The organism is Acaryochloris marina MBIC11017, from assembly GCF_000018105.1.
Classification (GTDB): domain Bacteria; phylum Cyanobacteriota; class Cyanobacteriia; order Thermosynechococcales; family Thermosynechococcaceae; genus Acaryochloris; species Acaryochloris marina.
On the sequence record NC_009925.1, the window covers coordinates 2,765,988 to 2,788,156 of the forward strand.

Below are 22,169 nucleotides of genomic sequence, written 5' to 3' on the forward strand. Positions count from 1 at the left end.
AGGATTTGAATAGGTTAAGCCCCATGATGCAAGTAGCCGAGTTGCTGGAGCGCTACGCTGCCGGAGAAAGAGATTTTTGCGAAATAGAGTTAAAAAATGCGGACTTAAGCCAGCAGAATTTATCTGGCGCCACATTTATTAAGTCCAAATTAAGCCATATGAATTTGGAGAATGCCTACTTATATGGGGTGAACTTCAAACACAGTTATATCGAAGATACAAACCTGGCGGGTGCCCAGCTTTGTGGCGCCAACCTATGGGGCGTTAATTTTCAGGGTAGTGTGCTGGCAGAGGCAAACCTCAGTGATGCCTATATCCGAGGCACCTATCTCCTCAAAGCAGATTTGAGTAAGGTGAATCTTCAGCGAGCCAATTTGCAGCGGTCTTACCTATGGGGGGCAACCCTGAATCATGCCGATATGCGGGACGCCAATTTAACCGGCGCAAACTTAGATTCGGCAACCTTAATGTTTGCCGATCTGAGCGAAGCCAACTGCCAAGATAGCTCTATGAAAGGGGCGAATTTAAGTGGGGCTTGCCTGATTGGAGCTTGCCTGGATCGCGTTAACCTGAGCCACGCCAACCTAAGCATGGCCGAACTCAGCGAAGCGCGAATGAAGTTTGCCCAACTGACGGACACCATTTTCCAGCAGGCAAACTTAAGCAGCACCAATCTGGCCTACGCCCAAGTGCAGCTACAGAGACTGCAAGACGCCATTTTATCTCGCACCATTTTGCCGGATCAGCGGGTGGTCAACAATCTGGCCCCAGCAATGGTCGCTAGCGTCACACACTAATCGCCCCGGTTTGAATCAACTGGCGAATCTCTTGGCGAACTTGCATTAAGATTTTTCCCAGCTGGTTCTGCCCTTTACCATCTGCACCACATCCCCAATAGGGATCTAAAGGCGAATTTTCAACAATCAATTCATCCCCCGTGGATAACAGTTCCGCCTGAATCGTCGGATGGGTCAAGAATTTAGTGCGCACGGCAGCATACATAATCTCAGGCTTGATCACATCCCAATCAGCCTGCTCGGTATAGAGGGGATTACGACCCAGAGCTGCTGCAGCTTCAGGGGTCGATGCCTGTCGAATCTTGTCGCATAAGGCTTGGTGGGGCGTACCTTGGTATTTTTGGGCTTGATAGTAATGTTCTGAGGTCGGCCAGGTCTGTCCTTGCAGGTCAATACTATGAAGTGAAAAATTGGAAAAACATCCGTAAGGATCCTGGACTTTGTAGAAAAAAATGGTCATCCTCAGCTAACTTACCCGACTATCTCTTTCTATGATGACAGCAAACCTGACTTAGCAAGGACGTTCTTTTCTCCAAAGCTGGCCAAGTTCACCCTGGAAAGGAGTCACTGCCACCCCAAAAAGGCAGCCGCCTCACTTACGATACCCAGGGATAGACAGGGAAGCACTCTCTCTAGGCTGTCTCCCTACTTTTGTTAGCCTCCATCCCGATCAGCAGGAACCTGTTGAAGACCACTGAGTCTGTTGCGCCAGTCCTCTATCCTCAATCATGGTTTTAAAAGTGCCTAACAAGGCTAACCATCGCTTGACTCAGTTCAGCCGCCACAACCGACGCTGCAGCTCTTCCAATCGCCATATCTGTAAATTTTTACAAGATTTTGGTTAAATCTCCCAAAAAAAGATATTTTTCTGAGGAGTTATCTGTCTTAAGCCCCCTATTTTTCACGACGACTGCTTTGGGAAAAATAATCACGAAAGGATTAAGTCAATGCCGACCTCTAGAAAAATTTCTAGTTCGTTTTTTGCGATTGTTCTGATTTGCTTCTTCTTACCCTTCATCACGATTTCTTGCGATCGCACTCCGGTATTGGAGTTATCGGGCATGCAAATGACCACCGGAACGACTGTAGAAACGCCATCATTTGCTGGGCCTGCTGAATCCAAGAAAATTCCTGCCGATGGCAAAGCCATATTTGCGTTTACCTGCTGTGCCGTTGGCTTAGGCAGCAGTCTGCTCAAGAAAACCCGCAACAATAAAGTTCTACCAGCTTGCGCAGGTGGATTAGGAGCCTTTTTAATTCTGTCCATCAAGTCTGGACTAAACCAAGAGTTCACCAAACAAGGGGCAGGGTATGTGGGGTTCAATGCAGAATATGGCTTGGGTTTTTGGGGAGCGTTTATCTTTTTTGTCGCTGCCACCCTCTACAATATCTGGCAAATTGTGAACCCCATTCCCACGGACTAAGCTCTCTTTCTTGTTCTACTATTTTCAGTTTATTGCTCTACTATTTTCAGTAGCTCTGGGCTATCCAGGGATAAAATTATCCTTCACACACCACACCTAAACCTATGGGAAAGACAGACATGTTAGTGACCACAACAGATGTCATTCAAGGCGCTGTAATCGATAGTTATTGCGGCATTGTCACCGCTGAAGTCGTGTATGGCAGTAATGCCTTGCGAGATTTCTTTGCTGGTATTCGCGATATTATTGGCGGTCGTACAGCCAGCTATGAACGCGTGTTTGAAAAGGGCCAGCAGGATGCCATTTCGGAACTGGAAAAACGGGCAGACCGGTTAGGGGCCAATGCGGTGATCGGTGTGCGGGTCAGTACCGACACCATTAATATTGATGAAACCGGGGTTTTACTGTTAATTACCGCTACTGGGACAGCCGTGAAAATGGCCCGGTAAAATTCGTTCCCTTTAGCTGAATCTGCTACAGTACGGTTTGGAGCTGTCGCGACGGAATTAAAAGAAAAACGCATGAGATTTGGTGTTTTTGCGATTGCACTCACCCTCGGGGTGACTTTAGGTAGCTCGGCTTTCGCTGCCGATCCTAAACATGTTGCTCAGCTCAAACAGGTCAACTCCTGTGAAGGTTGCGATCTCAGTGGCGCTGATTTAAGTGGACTCATTCTAATCCGTGCTAATCTCCGCAATGCCAACTTGCAAGGGGCGAACCTGCGCAATACCTCGTTACTCCTGAGTAATTTAGAGAACGCTAACTTAGAAAATGCGAATTTCACCGCCGCCTATCTATACGGCAGCAACTTAGAAAACACTCAGCTCACCAGCACTGACTTTACCCAAGCCGTTTTACGGAGTGCTAAATTGCAAGGCGCTGATGTGTGTACGGCCACCCTTGCCGGAGCAGACTTGACAGATGCTGACGTCGATTTAGACGACTGTCCCCTTGCCCCACCCCCCGGCGCTACAAAGCCAGAGACTCCAGAAGAAGAATCCTTGATCAAAGATACGCTACCAGAGACTCCTTAATCTGAATCGGGTTGGTGACCGTCCATCTGTTCACCTACGGCACTCTTACCCTTCCCGAAGTGATGCAAGCGGTCACCGGTCAAATTTTCCCAGCCATGGACGCTCTGTTGCCTGGATACGAGCGCTTTTGTGTAGTGGATCAACTCTACCCAGGCATGATCAGAACGGGGCACCAGTCTACCCTGGGCAGAATTTATTTCAATATCGATCCCGTGTCCCTAGACCGCCTCGATTATTTCGAAGGGGACCTGTATATCCGACAAGCTGTAACGGTCATTCTTCCCGAGCACTCCACTCTATATGCCGATACCTATGTTGTCCCGCCTAGCCACAGGAACCAGTTATCTCAAAACTCTTGGAGCGCAGACCAGTTTCGCAGCTTACATCTGCCTCAGTTTTTAGTTCAAGTCCATCATTGGATGGATGAATACGCTGGGAACTCATCCCCTACAACGGAGGAACCCGATACCTGGTATTTAGAGCCATAAAAAATCAGTCCTCTGAACTAGGGGGAGCCATTCAGAGAACTGAGTTAGACATGAGGATCTCTAAAACAACGCCAATCTAAGGCTTTTGATAGGTCGCAACCACCTTCGGTTGAGCCTCTTGATCCGCAGCTACAGGCTGAGCTTCTTGAGGTGCAGGAGCCGAGGCTTTAAAGGTAAAGCCTAAGCGTGACTCTTCTACAGGATTGTCAGGAGAATGCTTGGGAGCAGATGTGGCGGACAGATGGCGGCACCCAGCAGGCACAACTTTGACAATAGACGCCGCACCATTGGGACCACAGGTCACTAAAGTCCCTGCATGAGCGGTTTGTGCTAAGGCCGATGCACTGGCTAAAGAGCCAAAAATCAAAGCAGTATGAAGCAAGGCTTTTGTATTCATCTTACTGACCTACTTATTGTCTCATTTGCTATGAGAGTAGTATGCACGTCCTAACTGAGGTCAGCCTGAAAAATGTATTAGATTATACTAATTTACTTTATCTAAGTTAACGATTGTCCCCCACATCCAGCCCGTAAAGCACACGGCTAGACGACATTTTGTATGGGTAAAATTTTGAATCTTACCTATCCTCTTCAAGATTCAGCATACTGCCCCAGCAGCTCATTATCTGACCTTCAAACTCAGCTCTGAAGCGTCGAAAGCTCGCTTTAGAGTGGGAATCCTAACTAGTAGCAGGCTAGATCACCGCCGACCCATAGCTGGGGACCACACTTCTCTGCAAACCCTCCGCTAGTTGGGAGAGCGAAGGATCAGCCTATCCATCCTCTATCTTGTCTAGACCTTAATGAAAACATCGGTAGAACTCTCCCAGTCTGTCTCAGATCGTCTATCTGCCTTAATGGACCAAGGGTTCTATCTCCAGGCCTATGACTTATGCCAGTCCGTTGATCTGCGGTCGACGGGGCCAGACACTACCACCCAACTTTTGGTAGGTCGCCTCACAGGGGCTCTAGGCGCGCCCCGACAACGAGCAGCGATATTACTTCGAGCTTGGCGGCGGAATCCAGCGGATCCAGATGCGCTGTATTACTACATCAGTACGATGCTTTGGCGGCAGGGTCCCTTAGCGGCCTATCGTCTGATTCAAAAGCATCAATCGCAATTTGATCACTTCACTCCATATCAACAAGCCCAGTGGCTGGGGTTACAAGCCCAGGTGGTTTTAGAATTCCGAGACTTTGATCGAACGGACGCCTACCTCCAAGAAGCAAAGATTTTAGCCCCAGAGGATCCCTGGATCACCCTGTTACAGTCCCGTTTATGGGAGCAAGAAGATCGATATCCAGACGCTTTAGCCATGGCCCAAAAAGCCTTAGCACAGCATCTATGGTATCGCCCTGCCGTATTGGCAACAGCCCATTTATATACCCTCTTAAACCAAGATGACCAAGCGCTGGAACTCCTCCAGCAGGCCACCACTCAGCTAGAGAGTGGAGATATTTGGGCCCAACTCGCTGCGCTCCAACTGGAGCTGGGGCAGTATACACAAGCTCAGCACAGTTATCAGCAATACGAACAAGCCTGTCCTCTCCTGGACAAGGCCGGGCAATCTCGACTATGGTCTGCCCAAGCTGACATTGCCTACCAGAGGGGAGATTTTAATCAAGCCCATCACTTGGCTCAGAAATTAACGGAGTACCCCTACTATCAGTCCTTAGCCCAACGCCTGCTGGAGCTACCCGAGGGAGAACGGGTGATTTTACCCGTCGGTTTTGTCCGTCAGCACCACATGACGTGTGCCCCCGCCACTTTGACCACCCTTTGTGCCTATTGGGGCACCACGGTGGATCACCAGCAACTTGCGGACAGCATCTGCTACAACGGCACATCTAGCTACAGTGAGCGGGATTGGGCCAGTCAGCAAGGATGGGCGGTTTGCGAATTTACGGTGACCTGGGACAGCATTATCCAGCTGATTGATGCTGGCATCCCGTTTACCCTCAGTACCGTTGAAGCCACGTCAGCCCACTTACAAGCCGTGATTGGCTATGACAGTCGCTTGCAGACCCTGATTATTCGTGACCCTTACCATCGGGGTATCGTTGAACCCTGGGCCAAGGAATTTCTGGAACGATATCAGGCGTCTGGTCCCCGAGGTATGGTGCTCTTGCCACCAGAGAAAGCGGGCTTGTTAGAAACCCTAGACCTTCCCGATAGCCGCCTTTACGATCAGCTCCATGCACTACAAGCAGCCCTAACCCACCATGATCGCGCCACCGCCGGTGACTGGAGCCAACGGCTGAATGGAGCCGCCCCTCACCATCGCCTTGCCCTCCAGGCTCAGTTCGAGCTGGCTTATTATGATGCTGACCACACCAGTGCCTTGGCCGTGATCGAACAAATGCTGGAGCAGTTTCCCGCTGCACCGCATCTGATGTTGCAGAAACTCCAATACTTACAGGAATTGGCCAGCCGCCAAGATTGTGTTGATTGGCTCACGTATGTGATTGAGCAAGAACAGTTCCATCCCATTTTTTGGACTCGACTCGCCAAGCTCTTAAGTGACGATGCCAGGGCTGATGAATCCGCCATTCGCTTACTGCGACGATCTATCCGGGCAATGCCGACGGAAGCCTATAACTACTTTTTACTGGCGAATCTGTATTGGTCACAACGCCAGTTTGACGTCGCACTGGACTTATATCGATTTGCAGCCTGTCTCGAAGATAAGGAGCAAACCTATGCTCACAACTATTTCCTGGCGGCTCGGGGATGCCGACAAACATCTGTTGCCCTACAGCTATTGAAACAACGGTGGAGCCGGGACCAAAAGCGATCGGCCCGTCCTGTTTATGCTTTGGCGACTGCTTATGACCATTTAGACCGCCCTTCCGAGGCCATTGAGGTATTGGCGCAAACCCAGTCCTGGCATCCGGGCGATGGAGAGTTGCTGTTATATCGGGCCAAGTACTTGGGCGAGCATGGCCAGTTTGATCAAGCCCATGCCCTATTGAAGGAGGCCAAAGCTAAGACGGCCCATAGTCGTTGGTTAAGTACGGCGGCCACCCTGGCACAGTATGAATACAAACCTGACCAAGCCCTCGACTTATGGCAACAGCTCATCAACGCTGATCCCTTAGATATCGAGGCGAATCGCGCCGTTAGTCAACTGTTAGCGGAACAGGAAGGCGTCACTGCCGCCCGTGAGTTTATAGCAGCTACCTGCAGCACCTTCCCGGACCATGCAGGGTTACATCACCTCTGGTATCAACAGGTGCAGGAGGGGGATGCGGTCGTTGCAGAACAGGTACTACGGCGACTGGTAGACATTAACCCTAAAGACGCTTGGTCTTGGCGACAAATCGCCTGGCAACTCGGTCGACAACAGCAGCTAGAGGCAGGGTTTGACGCCTGCGAAACAGCTCAGCACTTAGATCCGCACAACCCAGCCTATTTCACCATCTATGGGTATCTCTGGGTTTTAAACAAAGACATTCCCATGGCTAAGACCGCGTTCAAATCGGCCCTTCAGCGGTCTGTCGATTCTAGCCGAGCCATTTCCGAACTGATCGATATTTGCCAGTCCACAGAAGAGCAAAAAGACGTTATCGACTTTATCTTTCACGAGTTTCAGAAACAGGTGATTACGGGGGATGGACTGTTCACCTTTTACCAATACGCGCGCACTGTCTTGACGCCTGAAGACTTTGATCAACGCATCCAGGAAGTGCATGCCGCTCGACCCGATTTATGGCAGGTCTGGACCGTTAGAAGTCGGCAACTCCTCAGTAGCGATAGAACAACGGAAGCCTTGGCGATTGCAGTGGAAGCATCGGAGCGCTTTCCCCTCTTGCCCCGGGTGTGGGTAGATTTAGCAATCGTGCATCGCACCCGTAAGGATGATGAAGCCGAAGAACAAGCCCTGCAAACCGCTTTACGAATTAATCCAGGGTGGGATAGTGCCATTCAACAGTTGGCAGATCTCTATGACCGCACGAATGCGCTAGACAAATGCAAAGCTCTGTTAGAAACGGCTCTGATGCATTCACCCCTGGAGGCCTATCTTCACGGCTATCTTGCAGATGTGCGGTGGAAACTGGATGACTGTGAGGCCGCTCTACAACAGTTGCAGAAAGCCCTTCGTCTTGATCCTAGCTATGACTGGGGATGGAACCGGCTCCAAGAATGGGCTCAGACCTTGGAACGTCCCCACCTCACCGCAGACATCGCTCGGGAGCTAACGGTCACTCGATCAGGAGAGGCCCAGTCCTGGTTACGGTTGGCTGAATATCTGACTGGAGACGACACGCTAGATGAACGGATTGCTGCTGTAGACCAGGCCATTGCGCTCAATCCTCGCTGTTGGGATGCCTATGATTTAAAGGCTAAGGTATTGGCGGCAGCGGAGCGATACGAAGATGCGATCGCAACCTGCTCTCCCCCTGAAGTCGACGATGACGTCCCCTCATTTTTGGGCGCTCGGGCCGCTTGGATTCAATACCAGCAAGGCCAATTTGACGAGGCCATCCAAGCCATGAAGACGATTCTGGCCAAAGATCCTGACTATTTCGCAGGATGGCGTATTCTGGCGGATTGGTATCGACAACTCGACCACCTAGACGCGTATCTACCGACCGCGCAACAGCTGGTGCGACTGGCTCCACAAGAGTGTATTGCTTGGGGCTATCAGGGAGAAGCCAAACAAAAAACAGGAGACCGATTAGGCGCAAAAGCAGATTTTCGCAAGGCTTTTGAGCTAGATCCTGAATACAGTTTTGCCGGGTTGAGTCTCTTTGATCTCGAATTAGAGGGGCTTGAGACTGAGGCAGCCGCCAACACCTTAGCTCGATTAAAAGAGCATTGTAATGATGAATTTGTTTTGGCTCGTGCCGTTCAGCTTGCAGTCAGACAGAATGACCTGAATACGGCGACTCAAACCTTAGCACAACTCTGTATCTATCCCAGTGACCAGGAATGGCCCTTGGAGGCTGCGGTGGAGTCCATGATTGCTGCCAATTGGACCACTGAAGCTCAAACTATTCTCTTTGACGCTTTTCCCCAACCCGATGCCCATCCGAAGGTGGGATATCACTGGGTCTACTGTTGTGAGAAGCTGAAACAACGGAAATTTTGTCAGAAACAATTACAGAAGTTTCATCCTGACCATCCAGTCCAAAGACAGGCCCTGATCACTTATATCCGTCTTTTGGCCTATCGCAATTCTTCCGGTCCCTTGCTGAAGTTTCTCCGGGAAAACCGAGACCTTTTGCGATCGCACACTGAAACCTGGGGCATTGTGGGTTATGCCTTATCAGAACGGCGAGAGCACAAAATCAATCTCAAATGGTTATCCGATTGGAAAGCACGCAGTGAGGTGAAGCCATGGATGCTGCTCAATCTCGTGCAATCACTCCAAGCAACCCAGCATCCTGCTGATGCTATCTCAGTTAGTCAATATTCCCTTACCCTTCCAGAAGATGATGGGACCCTAGTCCATCGGCTCTGGCTAGCTTATGCCGCCAGCCATGAAGGGCAGACTATCAAAGCCAACCATTACTTGCAGGATATTGATCCAAAATATTTAGAGAAGGAGTATCTGTTTCTCCAATATCTCGTAAAGGCCAATCTAGCGATTGACTGTACAGAACTGCCTCGTCGTCAGCGTTTGGAGCAAGCCAAGTTACATGTACAGCAAGCGATGGCTGTTCATTCCGAGTTTCGAACTCGCTTTTATTGGCAGCATGTCTTCTCCAGTAGTGTATGGAGAATTGCGAAACAGAGTCGGAATATCAGCGGTTATATCTGGGCTCTCTCCCAAAGCATCCCACCTGATATCTTTTGGGCCATCATCTATCTACTGGGAACCCTCTTTTTTCTGATCCTCAAAATTATGAATCCGTAAACCAGGCAGTTCCCCTTTCATAGCTTGGCCCTAGTACAACCCCTACAGCAGACATGTCCGGTAACAGGCCTAAAGACTGGTTTGGCATCAGTATTGTGATGCTTAGAGGTTATAGAACCATCAGCCATCAGGGCGTTCGAGGAGCTTTTTCAGCAACGTATAGACATCCTTCTTGTCCCCTTCTTTTCTGCGACCCACACCAACTACGACGACAATGATTTTCTCTGACTTCACTTGGTAAACAACCCGATACCGTTGACCGACGGCCCTAACGCTATACAATCCCTTGAGATCACCCGTTAAGGGTTTACCCTGTTGCAGAGGTTCACGCTTGAGTTTTTGAATTCGATGGATAATCCCTTGTTGTTCACGTCGATCCTTGATTGCACCGATCATCTCTAGGGCAAGTTCCGTCAACTCAATGTGAAATTCCATATTGAGACGCTACAATCCCAATTTTGCGATCGCATCTTCAAGCGCTAAGGTCTCACCCTGATCCGCTTGAGCTAGACTTTGCCTCAAAATATTCATCAGCTCTGGGTCAGAGAGCACTTCAAGAGTTTCCATGATGCTCTCAAACTGTTCATACCCTAGGGCAACCATTGCTGGCTTACCATGCTTGGTGATGATGACGGGTTCATCAGTCAATTGCTCGGGTAGGGTCAGCAGTTGTTTTCGAGTTTCAGTAATGGTCAAAAACTTGGGCATGCTTAACCGAACACTAGAGTGTACACTTTAGTGTACCATCTCTGATTTGAATCAACTCACCACATCAGGCAAAATTGTCAGGAGCGGTTAGCCAAGTTGATCAGAATCGCCATATTGCCTGCCCGATAAATTCTGTCTTTCTTGTTGTTAAGCTGACTAGACCTCCTGCAATATTCGTTTCATGGTGTGTTACGCACTCAATTGATGCCGTGATCTAACTTGAATTTTTAGTTCGCGACCATGCCGTTAGCTGAATTATGCAAGATAGGATAAGCACTCAGCCTATCAGGCTGGTGGCAGTTCTCCAATACTGGCTACTCAAGACTGACAGATTCGTAGGCCTAACAGGATCAATGGTAGATCAGTATCTTTGGGCAACAGTCATAGAGGTTTGAAGCTGAGATTGTAGAGGCTGATCTGAGTCAATGACTACCCCTTGGCCTTGAGGTTGATGGGTCTCTCCATGATGATTTACAGCATTAGGATTCGGCCAAAATAGCCAACAGCTTCCTCGTGGCAAAGTCGATATACCACTCGGATCAGACGTCAGCCAAATAACAGATTGCTGGGGAAACGGCGCTACCGTCACTTCTCCAGCTTGCACTTGGGCTAGCGTTTCCAGGATAGCTTGCCGCCCCGTTTGTAGCCCCATCTGGGCAGTCCAGAGTTCCACCTGATCTTGATGCTTTTGACCGTAAGCATAAAGCGATGCCGCCGCAATCACCGCTTGTTCAAACTGATCAGGCTGCCAATCCCCAGAACTATCCAAAGCAATAACCAGGGTTTGGCCACCCGCAAACATTTCCAGTTCGCGAATGCGAAGTTCGTTGTGACGAGCACTCGTACGCCAATGGACGAGCCGTAACGGGTCACCCCAACGATAGGGGCGCACTGACCGGGTCACCCCTTCATTATTATTTTGGGGGCCAATTTGTTGCGCTTGCCGCTGTCGATCCTGTTCATGGCCCGAATGATCCAGCAGAGGGCATTGCTGTAAGGGCAAAATTTGGGGATAGACAATCGCTTTGGCCTTGACCGGACGACTCCGACGACACCAAAATAGTCCTAAAGGAGCCGCACTCCGTAATTGCACATTTTGCCAACGATAGACTCCCCGTTGCTGAGGTTGCAGCGTATAGGTCCAGGTATGGGTTGCCTGGGCAGGAATCTCATCAATGCTGTGAGCAGTCGCAACCCCTAGATTTTTTGGGGGGTGGTCGTGGACTTGCAACAGGGACTTTGCCATCTTCGTTGAGTTCGACAGCTTTAAGCCTAAATTCAAAGATTCGCCCACACTAATGGGCAATAAGGGTAGCCGCTCCACCTGTATCCCTTGCAAAGACTTTATCGGCAAGACAGCCGAGACCAGCAGCAGTCCTAACCCTAGTCCCCCTAAAACGTATAACCAGCCTGCGAGGGTGTTCGCAGCGGCCAGCAGAAAAAAGGTGGTGAGGCCCAGAATCACCCAGCCCGCATAGGCTGGCACAGCCCAATGGGTTTCTAACCAAGATGCGAGTTTGTGGATGAGATACATAGAAAGGAGGGCAGCCGCAATCAGGCCAGTTTATAGGGGTCTGTCCTGAGCATTCCCTACAGCCGTTGACCAAGAAACACCCCGAATAGAGCAATCTAACAGCTGCATGGGATGGAGCACAGGAGTGGTATGGTCTTGTTGATCTAAATGTTTGCGAATTTGCATGGTACAACCCACATTAGCCGAGGCAATTAAAGTGGCCCCCGTCTGGGTAAGATTCTGCACTTTTTGCTGCCCCAACTCTTCCGCAATGTCGGGTTGGAGAATGTTATAGACCCCAGCACTGCCACAACAGAGAAAAGCATCACGGGGTTCGCGGAGTTCTAAACCCGGAATTTGCTGCAGGAGGCGACGGGGTTGCGCCTGGATTTTTTGGCCATGGAGCATATGACAGGCATCTTGATAGACGACAGCCAATGGCTCTGGCTGCAGAGGAGACAAGGGGGTCGTTAAGCCCACTTCATCCAGAAATTCCTGAACATCTTTGACTTGGTGGGCAAAGGCTTGGGCGCGATCGCGATAGGCTGGATCGTCCTGCAAGATGTGGCCATATTCCTTGAGGGTATGACCACAGCCGGAGGCATTGACGATCACAGCATCCAAGTCATAATCGGCAAAACTATCCATCATCTGTCGGGCTAAGTCTTGGGCCTGATCCACTTGGCCTTGGTGGTGGGGCAAGGCAGCACAGCACCCCTGACTTCTGGGAACCACCACTTCGCAGCCATTCGCCGTCAACACCCGAATGGTCGCTTGATTGACTTCAGATAAAAAGAGACGCTGGATACAGCCCAAAATCAAGCCCACCCGATAGCGACGTTTTCCCTGGGCGGGAAAGATCTCCGATTCTGGATCCGTAAAGGCTTGGGCTTCAATGGGAGGAAGCAGCGACTCCATAGCGACGAGAGACTTTGGCAAGACGCGTGCCAACAGCCCTGACTGGCGCAACATACTTTGCAACCCTAGTAGTTTTTGGTAAAGCTGTAGGGGACCTAGTAGTCGTCGCAATCGCTGAGGATAGGGCAGTAACGAGAACAGCATTTTCCGCAGGAGTCGCTGGGGCAGACTGCGTTGATAATTCTGTTCAATCTGGGCTCGGGTTGAGGTGATTAGCTGGTCATACTCAACCCCTGACGGACAAGTGCTGACACAGGCCAAACAGCCTAAGCAGGTATCAAAATGGCCCACAGCAGCATCCGTCAAAGTAAAGTCACCTTGATTGAGGCCGTTCATTAAATAGACCCGGCCCCGAGGCGAATCGGTTTCTTTGCCAATCACACGGTAACTAGGACAGGTGGATAGACAAAATCCACAATGGACACAGCTATCGATCAAGGACTGTTCAGGGGATGTAGAGGGCTGCGCTGGCGGCTCGGACCAATCCACTGTCGCAGCCGTCACCTGCAGAGAATGGGGTGATTCAGAAGTAGTCATTAAATTCCACCAACGAAACGATCAGGATTCAAAATATTGTGAGGGTCAAATTGCTGTTTGAGCTGTTTCATACTGGCGAGGGCGTTGCCAGGATATCCCCACACATCCAGGCTGCGCTTCAGCACTGGCGGAGCGTCTAAAACCGTTAAAAATCCATGGGCGTTTTGACAGTGCGATCGCAACTCCCGTATCCATTCAACCCCAGGAGAGGGGTTCTTGCCTATCCCTTCCTGCTCTAATCGCAAGACACCCGTGCCGCTACCGGCGTAGATCCGTCCCCAACCGGTAATTTGCTGTTGTTGGCAGTATCGGTCAAACTGAGCCAAAAATTGCGTCGATTGGGCGGGCAGCACCCCAAATTTACAGACCAGGGCCGAGGGCTGAGGCACTTGCCAAAACTGCTGGGTGAGCTGCTGCCAAAAGTCCGTATCTAAGTCACCGGAGAGGGTGCAACTCGAACAGCCTTGGGCCAGTTTCAACATGCGATCGCATTGGGCCACCACACTTTCTTCTACACTCTGAAAGCGCACAGCCAAGGCCAACTCACCTTCTACCGTGCTAGAGGGGATGGCTGCAGCCGAGAGCAAATCCACCGCCATCGGAGTCAAGGTACTTTTGAGCAATATACGGGTTAACGCTGTAATATCGGCTTCCGTTCCGCCTATCACCACCGTTTGTGATACTTCTGGCAGGGGATAGAGACGTAGAGTGACTTCAGCAATCACTCCCAAGGTGCCGAAGGCCCCCGTCATTAACTTCATTAAGTCGTAACCCGCCACATTTTTCACGACTCTACCTCCGGCTTTAGTAGATTGCCCGTCTGCCCGAATAAAGGTAATGCCAATGCACATATCTCTTAAACTGCCATAGCGATGTCGCAAGCTTCCACCATCGCGGGTGGCGATCAGACCGCCCAAGGTGGCTGTTTCAGCATAGGCCGGATCTAGGGCAACATGTTGACGGAAAGGCGCTAGTTTAGCTTGCAGAGTCGCTAGAGATAGTCCAGCTTCTACGGTGACGGTTAAGTCCCCCGTCGCATGAGCCACCACGCGCTGAAGGCCCTGGGTACAAACCACCAAATCAATCTGCTGCGTCAGGCCGCCCCAATGGAGTTTGCTGGCGTGACCACATACCAAGAGTCGCCAGCGCTGTTGATGGGCCACTGCCATCACCGCCGCTAATTCAGCTTGGGTACGCGGATAAACAATATAAGTCGGCAATGCCCCTTGATCAAGAATCTGCTCTGGAGCGGAGAGCAGGGAGGCCTCAGATAACAGCAAGACCTGCTCAGGACCAACAATAGGGATCAGTTGTTGGGAAATCGCAGCAGTTGATAGAACCACAATAAACCGGCGGGATAAATCAGGGAGAGTCGAGCAGTTTAATCAAACTGTTTATCCACCATAAACGGTATCCCAGACTGCAGACAAATCCATTCACCAACCCTCTGCGATTAGCTTCGATCTCTAGGGACTAGCGATCCCCCAGACCTTTCCGATTGAGCCAGCCTGCTCGGCCACCCCAACGTCATTCCTTCAGGTCAGAGAGCTTGAATTCCCGAGTCCTTTATTCGTATTGGAAGTTGCCCACGATGGGGAACTCATACTGCAGATCGCCACTTAACGTATATTCATAGTTCGGGTTATAGGATTCATCACTCAGCAGTAGGTAGTGGTGATAAAAACCGGGGTAGGGATAGCTATTGTTAAAGAAACCCGCCGACGGAATAAAGAAAGGAACGGGCGCGACTGGATTGGCAGGGAAACCAAACACGACCTGGGTTTGAGCCGCTGCCGCAGTGGGTGAGAACACGAGGGCTAGACTAGCCAAGGCAAGCATCGTGAATTTCATGACAGGTCCCTTCTCAGTAGGAAGTAACAATAAGCAATGAGGCCCAACACCTCAACTGAGATAATAAGGACTCATAAACCTTAATTTCTTTCTCTGATCAAAAATCTTAAGGATCTAGCCATTTCATATATTCAATTTGATAAGAAATAGCACAGGATACTTCAGTCTTGATCGCACCTAAAGCTTATCGTTAACTGAGTTATCCATGTAATCTAGGCAACAAATATCAGCATGGATGTAACGAGACGTAAACCTAACACAAGACATGTAACGCTAGCAGGTAGCGCCGACAACGCTCATTCCATACAGCCCTAAGCTTTAGAACTCAACATTGGGCTGTGCTACCGTCTCTTCAGGCAGGGCTTGAGACAGGGCTGCAATGTCATCGTCTTCGGCAGGCAGACAAACCTTAGTCGCCCAAGTCCCCTCATACTGAGTGACCCGCAAGGTGCGGCCCGGTTCAATTTTCATGCGGTCGATCTTGTCTTTGGATAAGCTAGTGACCAATTGTTCGCCCGTGGGAGATACCAGGCCCAGCTTATTCTCTTCCACCACAATCACTGTTCCCTCAAAGACCCGACGGACACGGGCCGAGTCTAATTTAACGATCTGATTATTGCCATTGACATCAAACCCGACTAAGCTGCCTCGGCGAAAGGTTTGCGTCGCGCTGTTGGCAGCCACTTTATAAGTTCGAGCGGTACCATCAATTAATCGGACTGATAGCTGATCGCCTTTTAAGGACCGGACTAATCCGTATTGGCTCAAAATTTCGGTTGGCCGAACGGAAGGGGTTGTTAATGCAGTTTGAGACGTGTCGGGAGCTGGGGCGGGTGGATTGACCGGTATCGTCACAGGCTCAAACGGCCCCAAAACCTCGGCATCGCGAGTGAAATGATTGGCCATGGATGCCGAGTCTTCTGTCACCAGATCGCTGGCTTGGGCATGGCTAGCAACGGTTGCACTGATCAGTGCCAGACCAATGATGGATGATGAAGCGATAAATTTTACCAGCATTGCTTTTCCGCCGTGACCAATTTAAAGGTTTACTTAAAAATTGCGATAAAACTGAATTTTGGGAGGGAGAAATTGTTAATAATTCCTCAATTTTTCGAATTTGAAGCAATTTTTTATAACCAAAGAATACCCTATTCAACATCGGAGCAGCAAGGGATTAATGGGGGCTTCAGAATACAGAATTGGGGGCGAAATTCATTTTTTACAGGTTTATCCCGAAATTTCGAGGTTCCTTAGGTGTTTGACTTTTTTACAAACTGATCACAAAAGCTTAAAGAATTGCGATCGCATTTTATGGGACCTTAATTAGCAACACGGCAGATCGAGCGTGTCTCACCTCTGCCAGATTGCTCCCGACACGGTTAAACAAGGGCTATGTCACAACCCACGATTGAATCCATCCTGCAAGAACAACGCCTGTTTCCACCGCCTGCAGACCTGGCGGCCCAGGCTGAGATCAAAAGTGCCGAGGAATATGAGCAGCTTTATGCCAAAGCAGAGGCTGATCCTCAAGCCTTTTGGGCTGAACTGGCAGAAAAGGAACTGGACTGGTTTGAGAAATGGGATACGGTGCTGGACTGGCAGCCCCCCTTTGCCAAGTGGTTTGTGGGCGGCAAGCTCAACATCACCTATAACTGCTTGGATCGTCACCTCAAAACCTGGCGACGCAACAAAGCCGCGCTGATTTGGGAAGGGGAGCCAGGAGACTCACGCACCCTCACCTATGCCCAACTCCATCGAGAAGTCTGCCAAACCGCCAACGTCCTCAAGCAGTTGGGAGTGGGCAAAGGCGACCGGGTCGGTATTTATATGCCGATGGTACCGGAAGCTGCGATCGCAATGTTAGCCTGTGCCCGCATCGGTGCCCCCCATACCGTTGTCTTTGGCGGGTTCAGTGCCGAAGCCCTCAAGGATCGCCTCAACGATGCTGAAGCCAAATTAGTGATTACCGCCGATGGTGGCTTCCGCAAAGACAAAGCCGTCCCCTTAAAAACCGCCGTTGACAAAGCCTTAGCCGATAATGGTGTCCCCAGCGTTAACAACGTTTTGGTGGTGCAGCGCACTAAAGCCGACGTAACCATGGCCTCCAATCGCGACCATTGGTGGCATGAGTTAGTCCCAGCTGCTTCCGCTGACTGTCCGCCTGAACCCATGGACAGTGAAGATATGCTGTTTATTCTCTATACCAGCGGCACCACGGGGCGTCCCAAAGGCGTAGTGCACACCACAGGCGGCTACAACCTCTACACCCATATGACCTGCAAGTGGGCCTTTGACCTTAAAGATAATGATGTCTACTGGTGTACCGCAGATGTCGGCTGGATTACAGGCCATAGCTATATTGTCTACGGTCCCTTATCCAATGGCGCTACCTCTCTGATGTATGAAGGCGCACCCCGCCCTTCCAATCCCGGCTGTTTCTGGGATGTCGTGGAAAAATATGGCGTCAATATCTTCTATACCGCTCCCACTGCCATTCGGGCCTTTATTAAACTGGGCGATCAGCATCCCCAAGCCCGCAACTTATCTTCTCTGCGGATTTTAGGCACTGTCGGTGAACCCATTAACCCAGAAGCCTGGATCTGGTATCAGCAGGTGATTGGCGGCGGCAAATGCCCAATTATCGATACCTGGTGGCAAACGGAAACGGGGGGCTTTATGATTACGCCCCTGCCGGGCGCTACGTCCACTAAACCTGGATCTGCCACCCGCCCCTTCCCAGGGATTTTGGCAGATGTGGTCGATTTAGACGGCAACCCCGTCGCCGACAATGAAGGCGGCTATCTGGTCGTCCGTCACCCCTGGCCCAGCATGATGCGCACAGTGTATGGCGATGACGATCGGTTCCGTCGGACTTACTGGGAACATATCCCCCCCAAAGACGGCAAATATGTCTACTTCGCTGGGGATGGCGTCCGCCGAGATGAGGATGGTTATTTCTGGATTATGGGTCGCGTCGATGACGTGATCAATGTATCCGGGCACCGCCTGGGGACGATGGAGATTGAGTCTGCCCTGGTCTCTCACCCCGCTGTGGCAGAAGCTGCTGTGGTCGGTCGGCCTGATGACCTCAAGGGTGAAGATGTGTTTGCCTTTGTCACCTTGGAAAATACCCATCCTCCGAGTGATGAACTCAATTCTGAACTGAAGCAGCATGTGGTCAATGAGATTGGAGTGATTGCCCGTCCGGGCGAGATTCGCTTTGCCGATGCTTTGCCCAAAACCCGCTCTGGCAAAATTATTCGGCGATTCTTGCGCAACTTAGCCAGTGGTGAAGATATTGCTGGGGATGCATCCACTATGGAAGATCAAAGTGTTCTAGACAAGCTACGGCAAGGATCCTAAGCACGCACTATCGCTGATGAGGTTGAGTCTGTAAGCATCCACAGCCCTAACCTCATCACCTATGGCTTACAGGCCTCAATGTTTAGAGTGATTGTTCTAGAGGCCTTGCTCCATTTGCAGCGCTTCTAAATTCTCTGTACAGTTCGGCTAGCATTGTCTTTAACTGGATGCCGGAGCAGAAAGACAGCTCATCACCCAAAACTGGTGGAGAAGCCTGAGAGTGGATACTACTGAGCACACTTTAAGAGCCAAACTGTATCATTAACAACTCAAAATCAACGATACCGTTCCTTCTCCACCCACTGTTCAGCTTTTTCCAAGGTCGCAAAACGAGTAGGAAAGCGATCATGGAGAGCCGTTGCAAGTCCATCCCAATCTCTGTTGGAATCAATATCGATATTTGAGGGTAGAAATGCACTGCATATAAGGGGTGGATCAACACCTTCCAGTTGATCACTCGTTAAGTTTTGAGCATCACTCAAAACCGTTCGTATTAAGAAAGTGTTGCTGAGGTTGGCGCGGATGAGGTTGGCGCTGCTGAGGTCGGCGCTGCTGAGGTTGGCGCGGATGAGGTTGGCGCGGATGAGGTTGGCGCTGCTGAGGTTGGCGCTGCTGAGGTTGGCGCTGCGGAGGTCGGCGCTGCGGAGGTTGGCGCGGATGAGGTTGGCGCTGCTGAGGTCGGCGCTGCTGAGGTTGGCGCGGATGAGGTTGGCGCGGATGAGGTTGGCGCTGCTGAGGTTGGCGCTGCTGAGGTCGGCGCTGCTGAGGTTGGCGCGGATGAGGTTGGCGCTGCTGAGGTTGGCGCTGCTGAGGTTGGCGCTGCTGAGGTTGGCGCTGCTGAGGTTGGCGCTGCTGAGGTCGGCGCTGCTGAGGTCGGCGCGGATGAGGTCGGCGCTGCTGAGGTCGGCGCTGCGGAGGTCGGCGCTTCTGAGGTCGGCGCGGATGAGATAAGGCCCAACCGTTTTAGCAAACATCCCTGTTCCAAGAGCATCTGCATAATGAATAATTTTGAGGAGACGATCGGCTTGAAAGCTCTCTGTATCAGCTTGACCACAGGGATAAAAATAGATCTCAGGTTGAGGTGTATCGTCTCCAAGATAGGGATAGCCCCCTGGTTGCGCAGATGCATGTAGCCTAAATAGAAAAATCATCACGTTTAGCCCCGTAAATACATCTACTTGCTTTAATCCGGTAGGGATCTCGTGGCCTAACAGTTGGATCAGTTTCTTCTGGGGAAGATTCTCATTGGGGGGAGCATCCAAAAATTCGTTTTGGCACCAGCGATCATAGAAATTATTGAGGCGATTAAACAGCCGTACACGGTCAATATCGCTCTCATCCAGTAGCTCCCACAAATAGGCGACAATTTCTTGACTCAGGCCGCCATAACCCAATACGTCGTAAATTTGTTCATTCAGTGCTCGTTCATCTAGCCGAAACCGTTGTCGTTTATCTAACTCCGTCCAGGCTTCAAAGGCGTTCAGTAATCGCTCTGCAAACAAATACTCGCCAAAGCTCTTGTGGGCAAATTCCACTGAACCCCGTTGATCTCTTTCTCCTGGTTTGAGATAAAAGGTGGTCAGTAAATTATTCAGCGCCTTGTCCTCAGATTGCCCAGTGGTTGCCTGGGCTTGCTTCAGCAATTCAGCGATGGGATTGCTACTGTCTTGAAACCGCTGCTTCACCATTTCCAGTCGGGCCGTTTCATTGCCCGACTGAACCACACACAATGCTGCTTCTTGCAGTATCTCCCGTAAATCTTCCAGGGAATCTAGCCCTGATAGCCGCAAATTCTCATCCTGCCGCTGTTTTTTCAACACCCAATTCACCGCTGCTCGATAAATCCGCAGCTTGGCCTGAGTGTCTTGATTAAGACCTGCTTGAGTATCTGCAAACATTCCTTGAGTCAGATGCCCCTCTCGATTAAGCCGCGCCAGCAAGTACAGCAGAAGCGGCTCACGGGCTAGAGTATCTGTGATGTCTTTGGGGCAGGCTGTCAAAAATTCCCGGAACTGATTGACCTTCTCTTCTCCAAATAGGGCTTGCCATTTGTTCAGCCAGCCTTCCCTCAACTGATCTCCCATGGGTTCCAGCCGCACCCGCTCCAGATCTTTATTTTGGGTGATCAGTCGATCGATTCCTTGCAGCGCTAACGGTCGTCCAGTGACCAATAGCTGATGATGGCTACGCCGCTGAAAATCCGTTACTTGCTGCAAAAACTCCTTTAAACCACCCGTAGCCCGCCCTTCTAACAAGAGTTCATCAAAGCCATCCAAAATAATAAAAAATCGAGTGTTTTTATCCGCTAGCCAGCTCGATTCCCCGCGCACGAAATTTTCCTGCTCTAAATCGGGGCAGTCTTCTAGTGTTTCCGTTAGATTATTTGCCAGTTTCCGTAGGTCTCGTAACCGAATCCGCAAGGGAATAAAAGCATCTCCAAATTCCGAGCACACCCAATTGGCAATCATGCGACAAAATACAGATTTCCCTCGGCCTGCCTCGCCTTCCATAAACATCACTTTGCGGGGCTGGTTGGCTGGCTGGTCTAAAGTTTTCTTCGTCCATTCATGGCTACAGATGGGACTAACATCACGTTTTACCTCTCCTTCCTGAGTTAAGGGCTGCACCTCTAGCCGTACATAGATGTCTTGAAAGCTTACTCTGGGGCTACTTTCATCAAAGACCTGCTCCTGTGGAGTAGGTCTTATCCGCGTTTTTAAATACTCGTCAATAGCCGTATAGCGTTCTAGCTCTTGCTGACCACCCGTGCGGTAAAACTCCGCCAAGGGTTCCACACTTTCCCCAGCTTCTGCAATGACCTCATGGAAATACCGATGACTTCCCCACAAGACTTGATCTGCCAATCGTTGGGCTTGGCTGTTGTCCAGTCCAAACTGTTGCAACTGCTCTATCAAATCTGTTCCAAACTTCTCGGCGAATACAGACTCTCGAAATTGGGTAGTGGCTGTCTTTGCCTCCGTGAGGGTCAGCTCTGTTTTATAAAATTTGGAAAGCTGTTGCTCGACAACATCCTTAAGCAATAGCTGCGCTAGTTTCGCTTTAATCGTCTCATCTTGTTTCTCCAACACTATTTCTAAACTTCGGAGATAGGCGAGTTGGGCGACAATTGTGACTGAACTCTCGAAAGTTGGCTCCACTTTTGCCAGTTCAATCCCAATTTTCAGCACGTTAATGCCAGCAGATACAAATGGCAACCCAGAAATAGCCAACTTTGTCACTGGCGTATCCAGGGCTTTGATCAGTGGTTCTGCTTTTTGCAAATAAGGGGCAAGCTGTTGAATCTGATCGGCATTGTCCTGCCAAGCTTTTGCAGCATCCGGCAACGCCTTCATGGCTTCAATGCCTTGTTGGGCCACATCTCCCCAAGGAATATCTCGTACATCCGTATTGAGAAAATCCCAAAATCCTCTGAGAGCTTTCATTACTGACCTTGATTATCCTGAGTTCTTCAAGATAATAGCTGTACTTCCCTGAAAAGTTCTACCTCTGTTAAGTAAGGCATAGCCAACTTGACGACTGATTACAAAAACTAAGCGCTCTTTATCAACATCAATCAATATCCCCTGGTTGATTGACCAAACTTCAATCGGTCCTATAGCAAATAGGTTTGTACCTTGAACTCAATCTGCTGTCTTCTTTGCTGCGCTTGTCCAT

17 protein-coding genes are annotated in these 22,169 nt (G+C 50.3%); 7 read left to right on the top strand and 10 right to left on the bottom strand.

Going from position 1 to position 22,169, the window contains the following annotated elements; genetic code table 11:
* The first annotated feature begins 23 nt into the window (after positions 1–23).
* On the top strand, positions 24–797 hold the full coding sequence (locus AM1_RS12355) for a pentapeptide repeat-containing protein (RefSeq protein ID WP_012163178.1): 774 nt from the start codon (positions 24–26) through the stop codon (positions 795–797).
* Here the strand turns inward: AM1_RS12355 and AM1_RS12360 are convergent.
* Positions 787–1,257 carry an NADAR family protein gene (locus tag AM1_RS12360; protein ID WP_012163179.1) on the bottom strand — a complete coding sequence of 157 codons (471 nt, stop codon included), beginning with the start codon at positions 1,255–1,257 and terminating at the stop codon, positions 787–789. The two genes, AM1_RS12355 and AM1_RS12360, sit on opposite strands and share 11 nt — an antisense overlap.
* Before the next feature lie 487 nt (positions 1,258–1,744).
* On the opposite strand from AM1_RS12360, the gene AM1_RS12365 reads away from it, so the two are divergent.
* The 4 genes from AM1_RS12365 (at position 1,745) to AM1_RS12380 (ending at position 3,743) form a co-directional block, all read left to right on the top strand.
* Positions 1,745–2,221, top strand: coding sequence for a hypothetical protein (locus AM1_RS12365; RefSeq protein ID WP_012163181.1), 477 nt, complete (start codon positions 1,745–1,747; stop codon positions 2,219–2,221).
* Between the two features lie 119 nt (positions 2,222–2,340).
* On the top strand, positions 2,341–2,670 hold the full coding sequence (locus AM1_RS12370) for a YbjQ family protein (RefSeq protein WP_010473217.1): 330 nt from the start codon (positions 2,341–2,343) through the stop codon (positions 2,668–2,670).
* Positions 2,671–2,742: 72 nt separating this feature from the next.
* The gene (locus tag AM1_RS12375) at positions 2,743–3,255 is read left to right on the top strand and encodes a pentapeptide repeat-containing protein (protein WP_012163183.1); all 513 of its coding nucleotides are present in this window, start codon (positions 2,743–2,745) and stop codon (positions 3,253–3,255) included.
* 14 nt (positions 3,256–3,269) lie between these two features.
* On the top strand, positions 3,270–3,743 hold the full coding sequence (locus AM1_RS12380) for a gamma-glutamylcyclotransferase family protein (RefSeq protein ID WP_012163184.1): 474 nt from the start codon (positions 3,270–3,272) through the stop codon (positions 3,741–3,743).
* Between the two features lie 76 nt (positions 3,744–3,819).
* On the opposite strand, the gene AM1_RS12385 is transcribed toward AM1_RS12380, so the two are convergent.
* Positions 3,820–4,140, bottom strand: coding sequence for a hypothetical protein (locus AM1_RS12385; protein ID WP_012163185.1), 321 nt, complete (start codon positions 4,138–4,140; stop codon positions 3,820–3,822).
* A gap of 406 nt (positions 4,141–4,546) precedes the next feature.
* Here AM1_RS12385 and AM1_RS12390 point away from each other — a divergent pair, with 406 nt between their 5' ends.
* Positions 4,547–9,604 (top strand): C39 family peptidase, encoded by a 5,058-nt coding sequence (locus tag AM1_RS12390; protein ID WP_012163186.1) that lies wholly within the window; start codon positions 4,547–4,549, stop codon positions 9,602–9,604.
* Between the two features lie 120 nt (positions 9,605–9,724).
* Here the strand turns inward: AM1_RS12390 and AM1_RS12395 are convergent, their stop codons facing one another.
* The 7 genes from AM1_RS12395 to AM1_RS12425 form a co-directional block, all read right to left on the bottom strand.
* Positions 9,725–10,039 carry a type II toxin-antitoxin system RelE family toxin gene (locus AM1_RS12395; RefSeq protein WP_012163187.1) on the bottom strand — a complete coding sequence of 105 codons (315 nt, stop codon included), beginning with the start codon at positions 10,037–10,039 and terminating at the stop codon, positions 9,725–9,727.
* Between the two features lie 9 nt (positions 10,040–10,048).
* Complete coding sequence (locus AM1_RS12400; RefSeq protein WP_012163188.1) at positions 10,049–10,312, bottom strand: type II toxin-antitoxin system Phd/YefM family antitoxin; 264 nt, start codon at positions 10,310–10,312, stop codon at positions 10,049–10,051.
* A 361-nt stretch (positions 10,313–10,673) separates the two neighbouring features.
* Positions 10,674–11,846: a DUF58 domain-containing protein gene (locus AM1_RS12405; protein WP_012163189.1), complete on the bottom strand. Its 1,173-nt coding sequence runs from the start codon at positions 11,844–11,846 to the stop codon at positions 10,674–10,676.
* A gap of 30 nt (positions 11,847–11,876) precedes the next feature.
* Positions 11,877–13,280 (bottom strand): (Fe-S)-binding protein, encoded by a 1,404-nt coding sequence (locus AM1_RS12410; RefSeq protein ID WP_012163190.1) that lies wholly within the window; start codon positions 13,278–13,280, stop codon positions 11,877–11,879.
* On the bottom strand, positions 13,280–14,623 hold the full coding sequence (locus AM1_RS12415; RefSeq protein WP_012163191.1) for an FAD-binding oxidoreductase: 1,344 nt from the start codon (positions 14,621–14,623) through the stop codon (positions 13,280–13,282). The genes AM1_RS12410 and AM1_RS12415 overlap by 1 nt, the downstream gene beginning before the upstream one ends.
* A 223-nt stretch (positions 14,624–14,846) precedes the next feature.
* Positions 14,847–15,131 (bottom strand): hypothetical protein, encoded by a 285-nt coding sequence (locus AM1_RS12420; RefSeq protein WP_041659747.1) that lies wholly within the window; start codon positions 15,129–15,131, stop codon positions 14,847–14,849.
* A gap of 318 nt (positions 15,132–15,449) precedes the next feature.
* Positions 15,450–16,148, bottom strand: a complete 699-nt coding sequence (locus tag AM1_RS12425; RefSeq protein ID WP_012163193.1) for a hypothetical protein — start codon at positions 16,146–16,148, stop codon at positions 15,450–15,452.
* A gap of 375 nt (positions 16,149–16,523) precedes the next feature.
* On the opposite strand from AM1_RS12425, the gene acs reads away from it, so the two are divergent.
* Complete coding sequence (gene acs, locus AM1_RS12430; RefSeq protein WP_012163195.1) at positions 16,524–18,494, top strand: acetate--CoA ligase; 1,971 nt, start codon at positions 16,524–16,526, stop codon at positions 18,492–18,494.
* A 275-nt stretch (positions 18,495–18,769) separates the two neighbouring features.
* Here the strand turns inward: acs and AM1_RS12435 are convergent, their stop codons facing one another.
* Positions 18,770–21,937, bottom strand: a complete 3,168-nt coding sequence (locus AM1_RS12435; RefSeq protein WP_012163196.1) for a pentapeptide repeat-containing protein — start codon at positions 21,935–21,937, stop codon at positions 18,770–18,772.
* Positions 21,938–22,169: the final 232 nt, after the last annotated feature.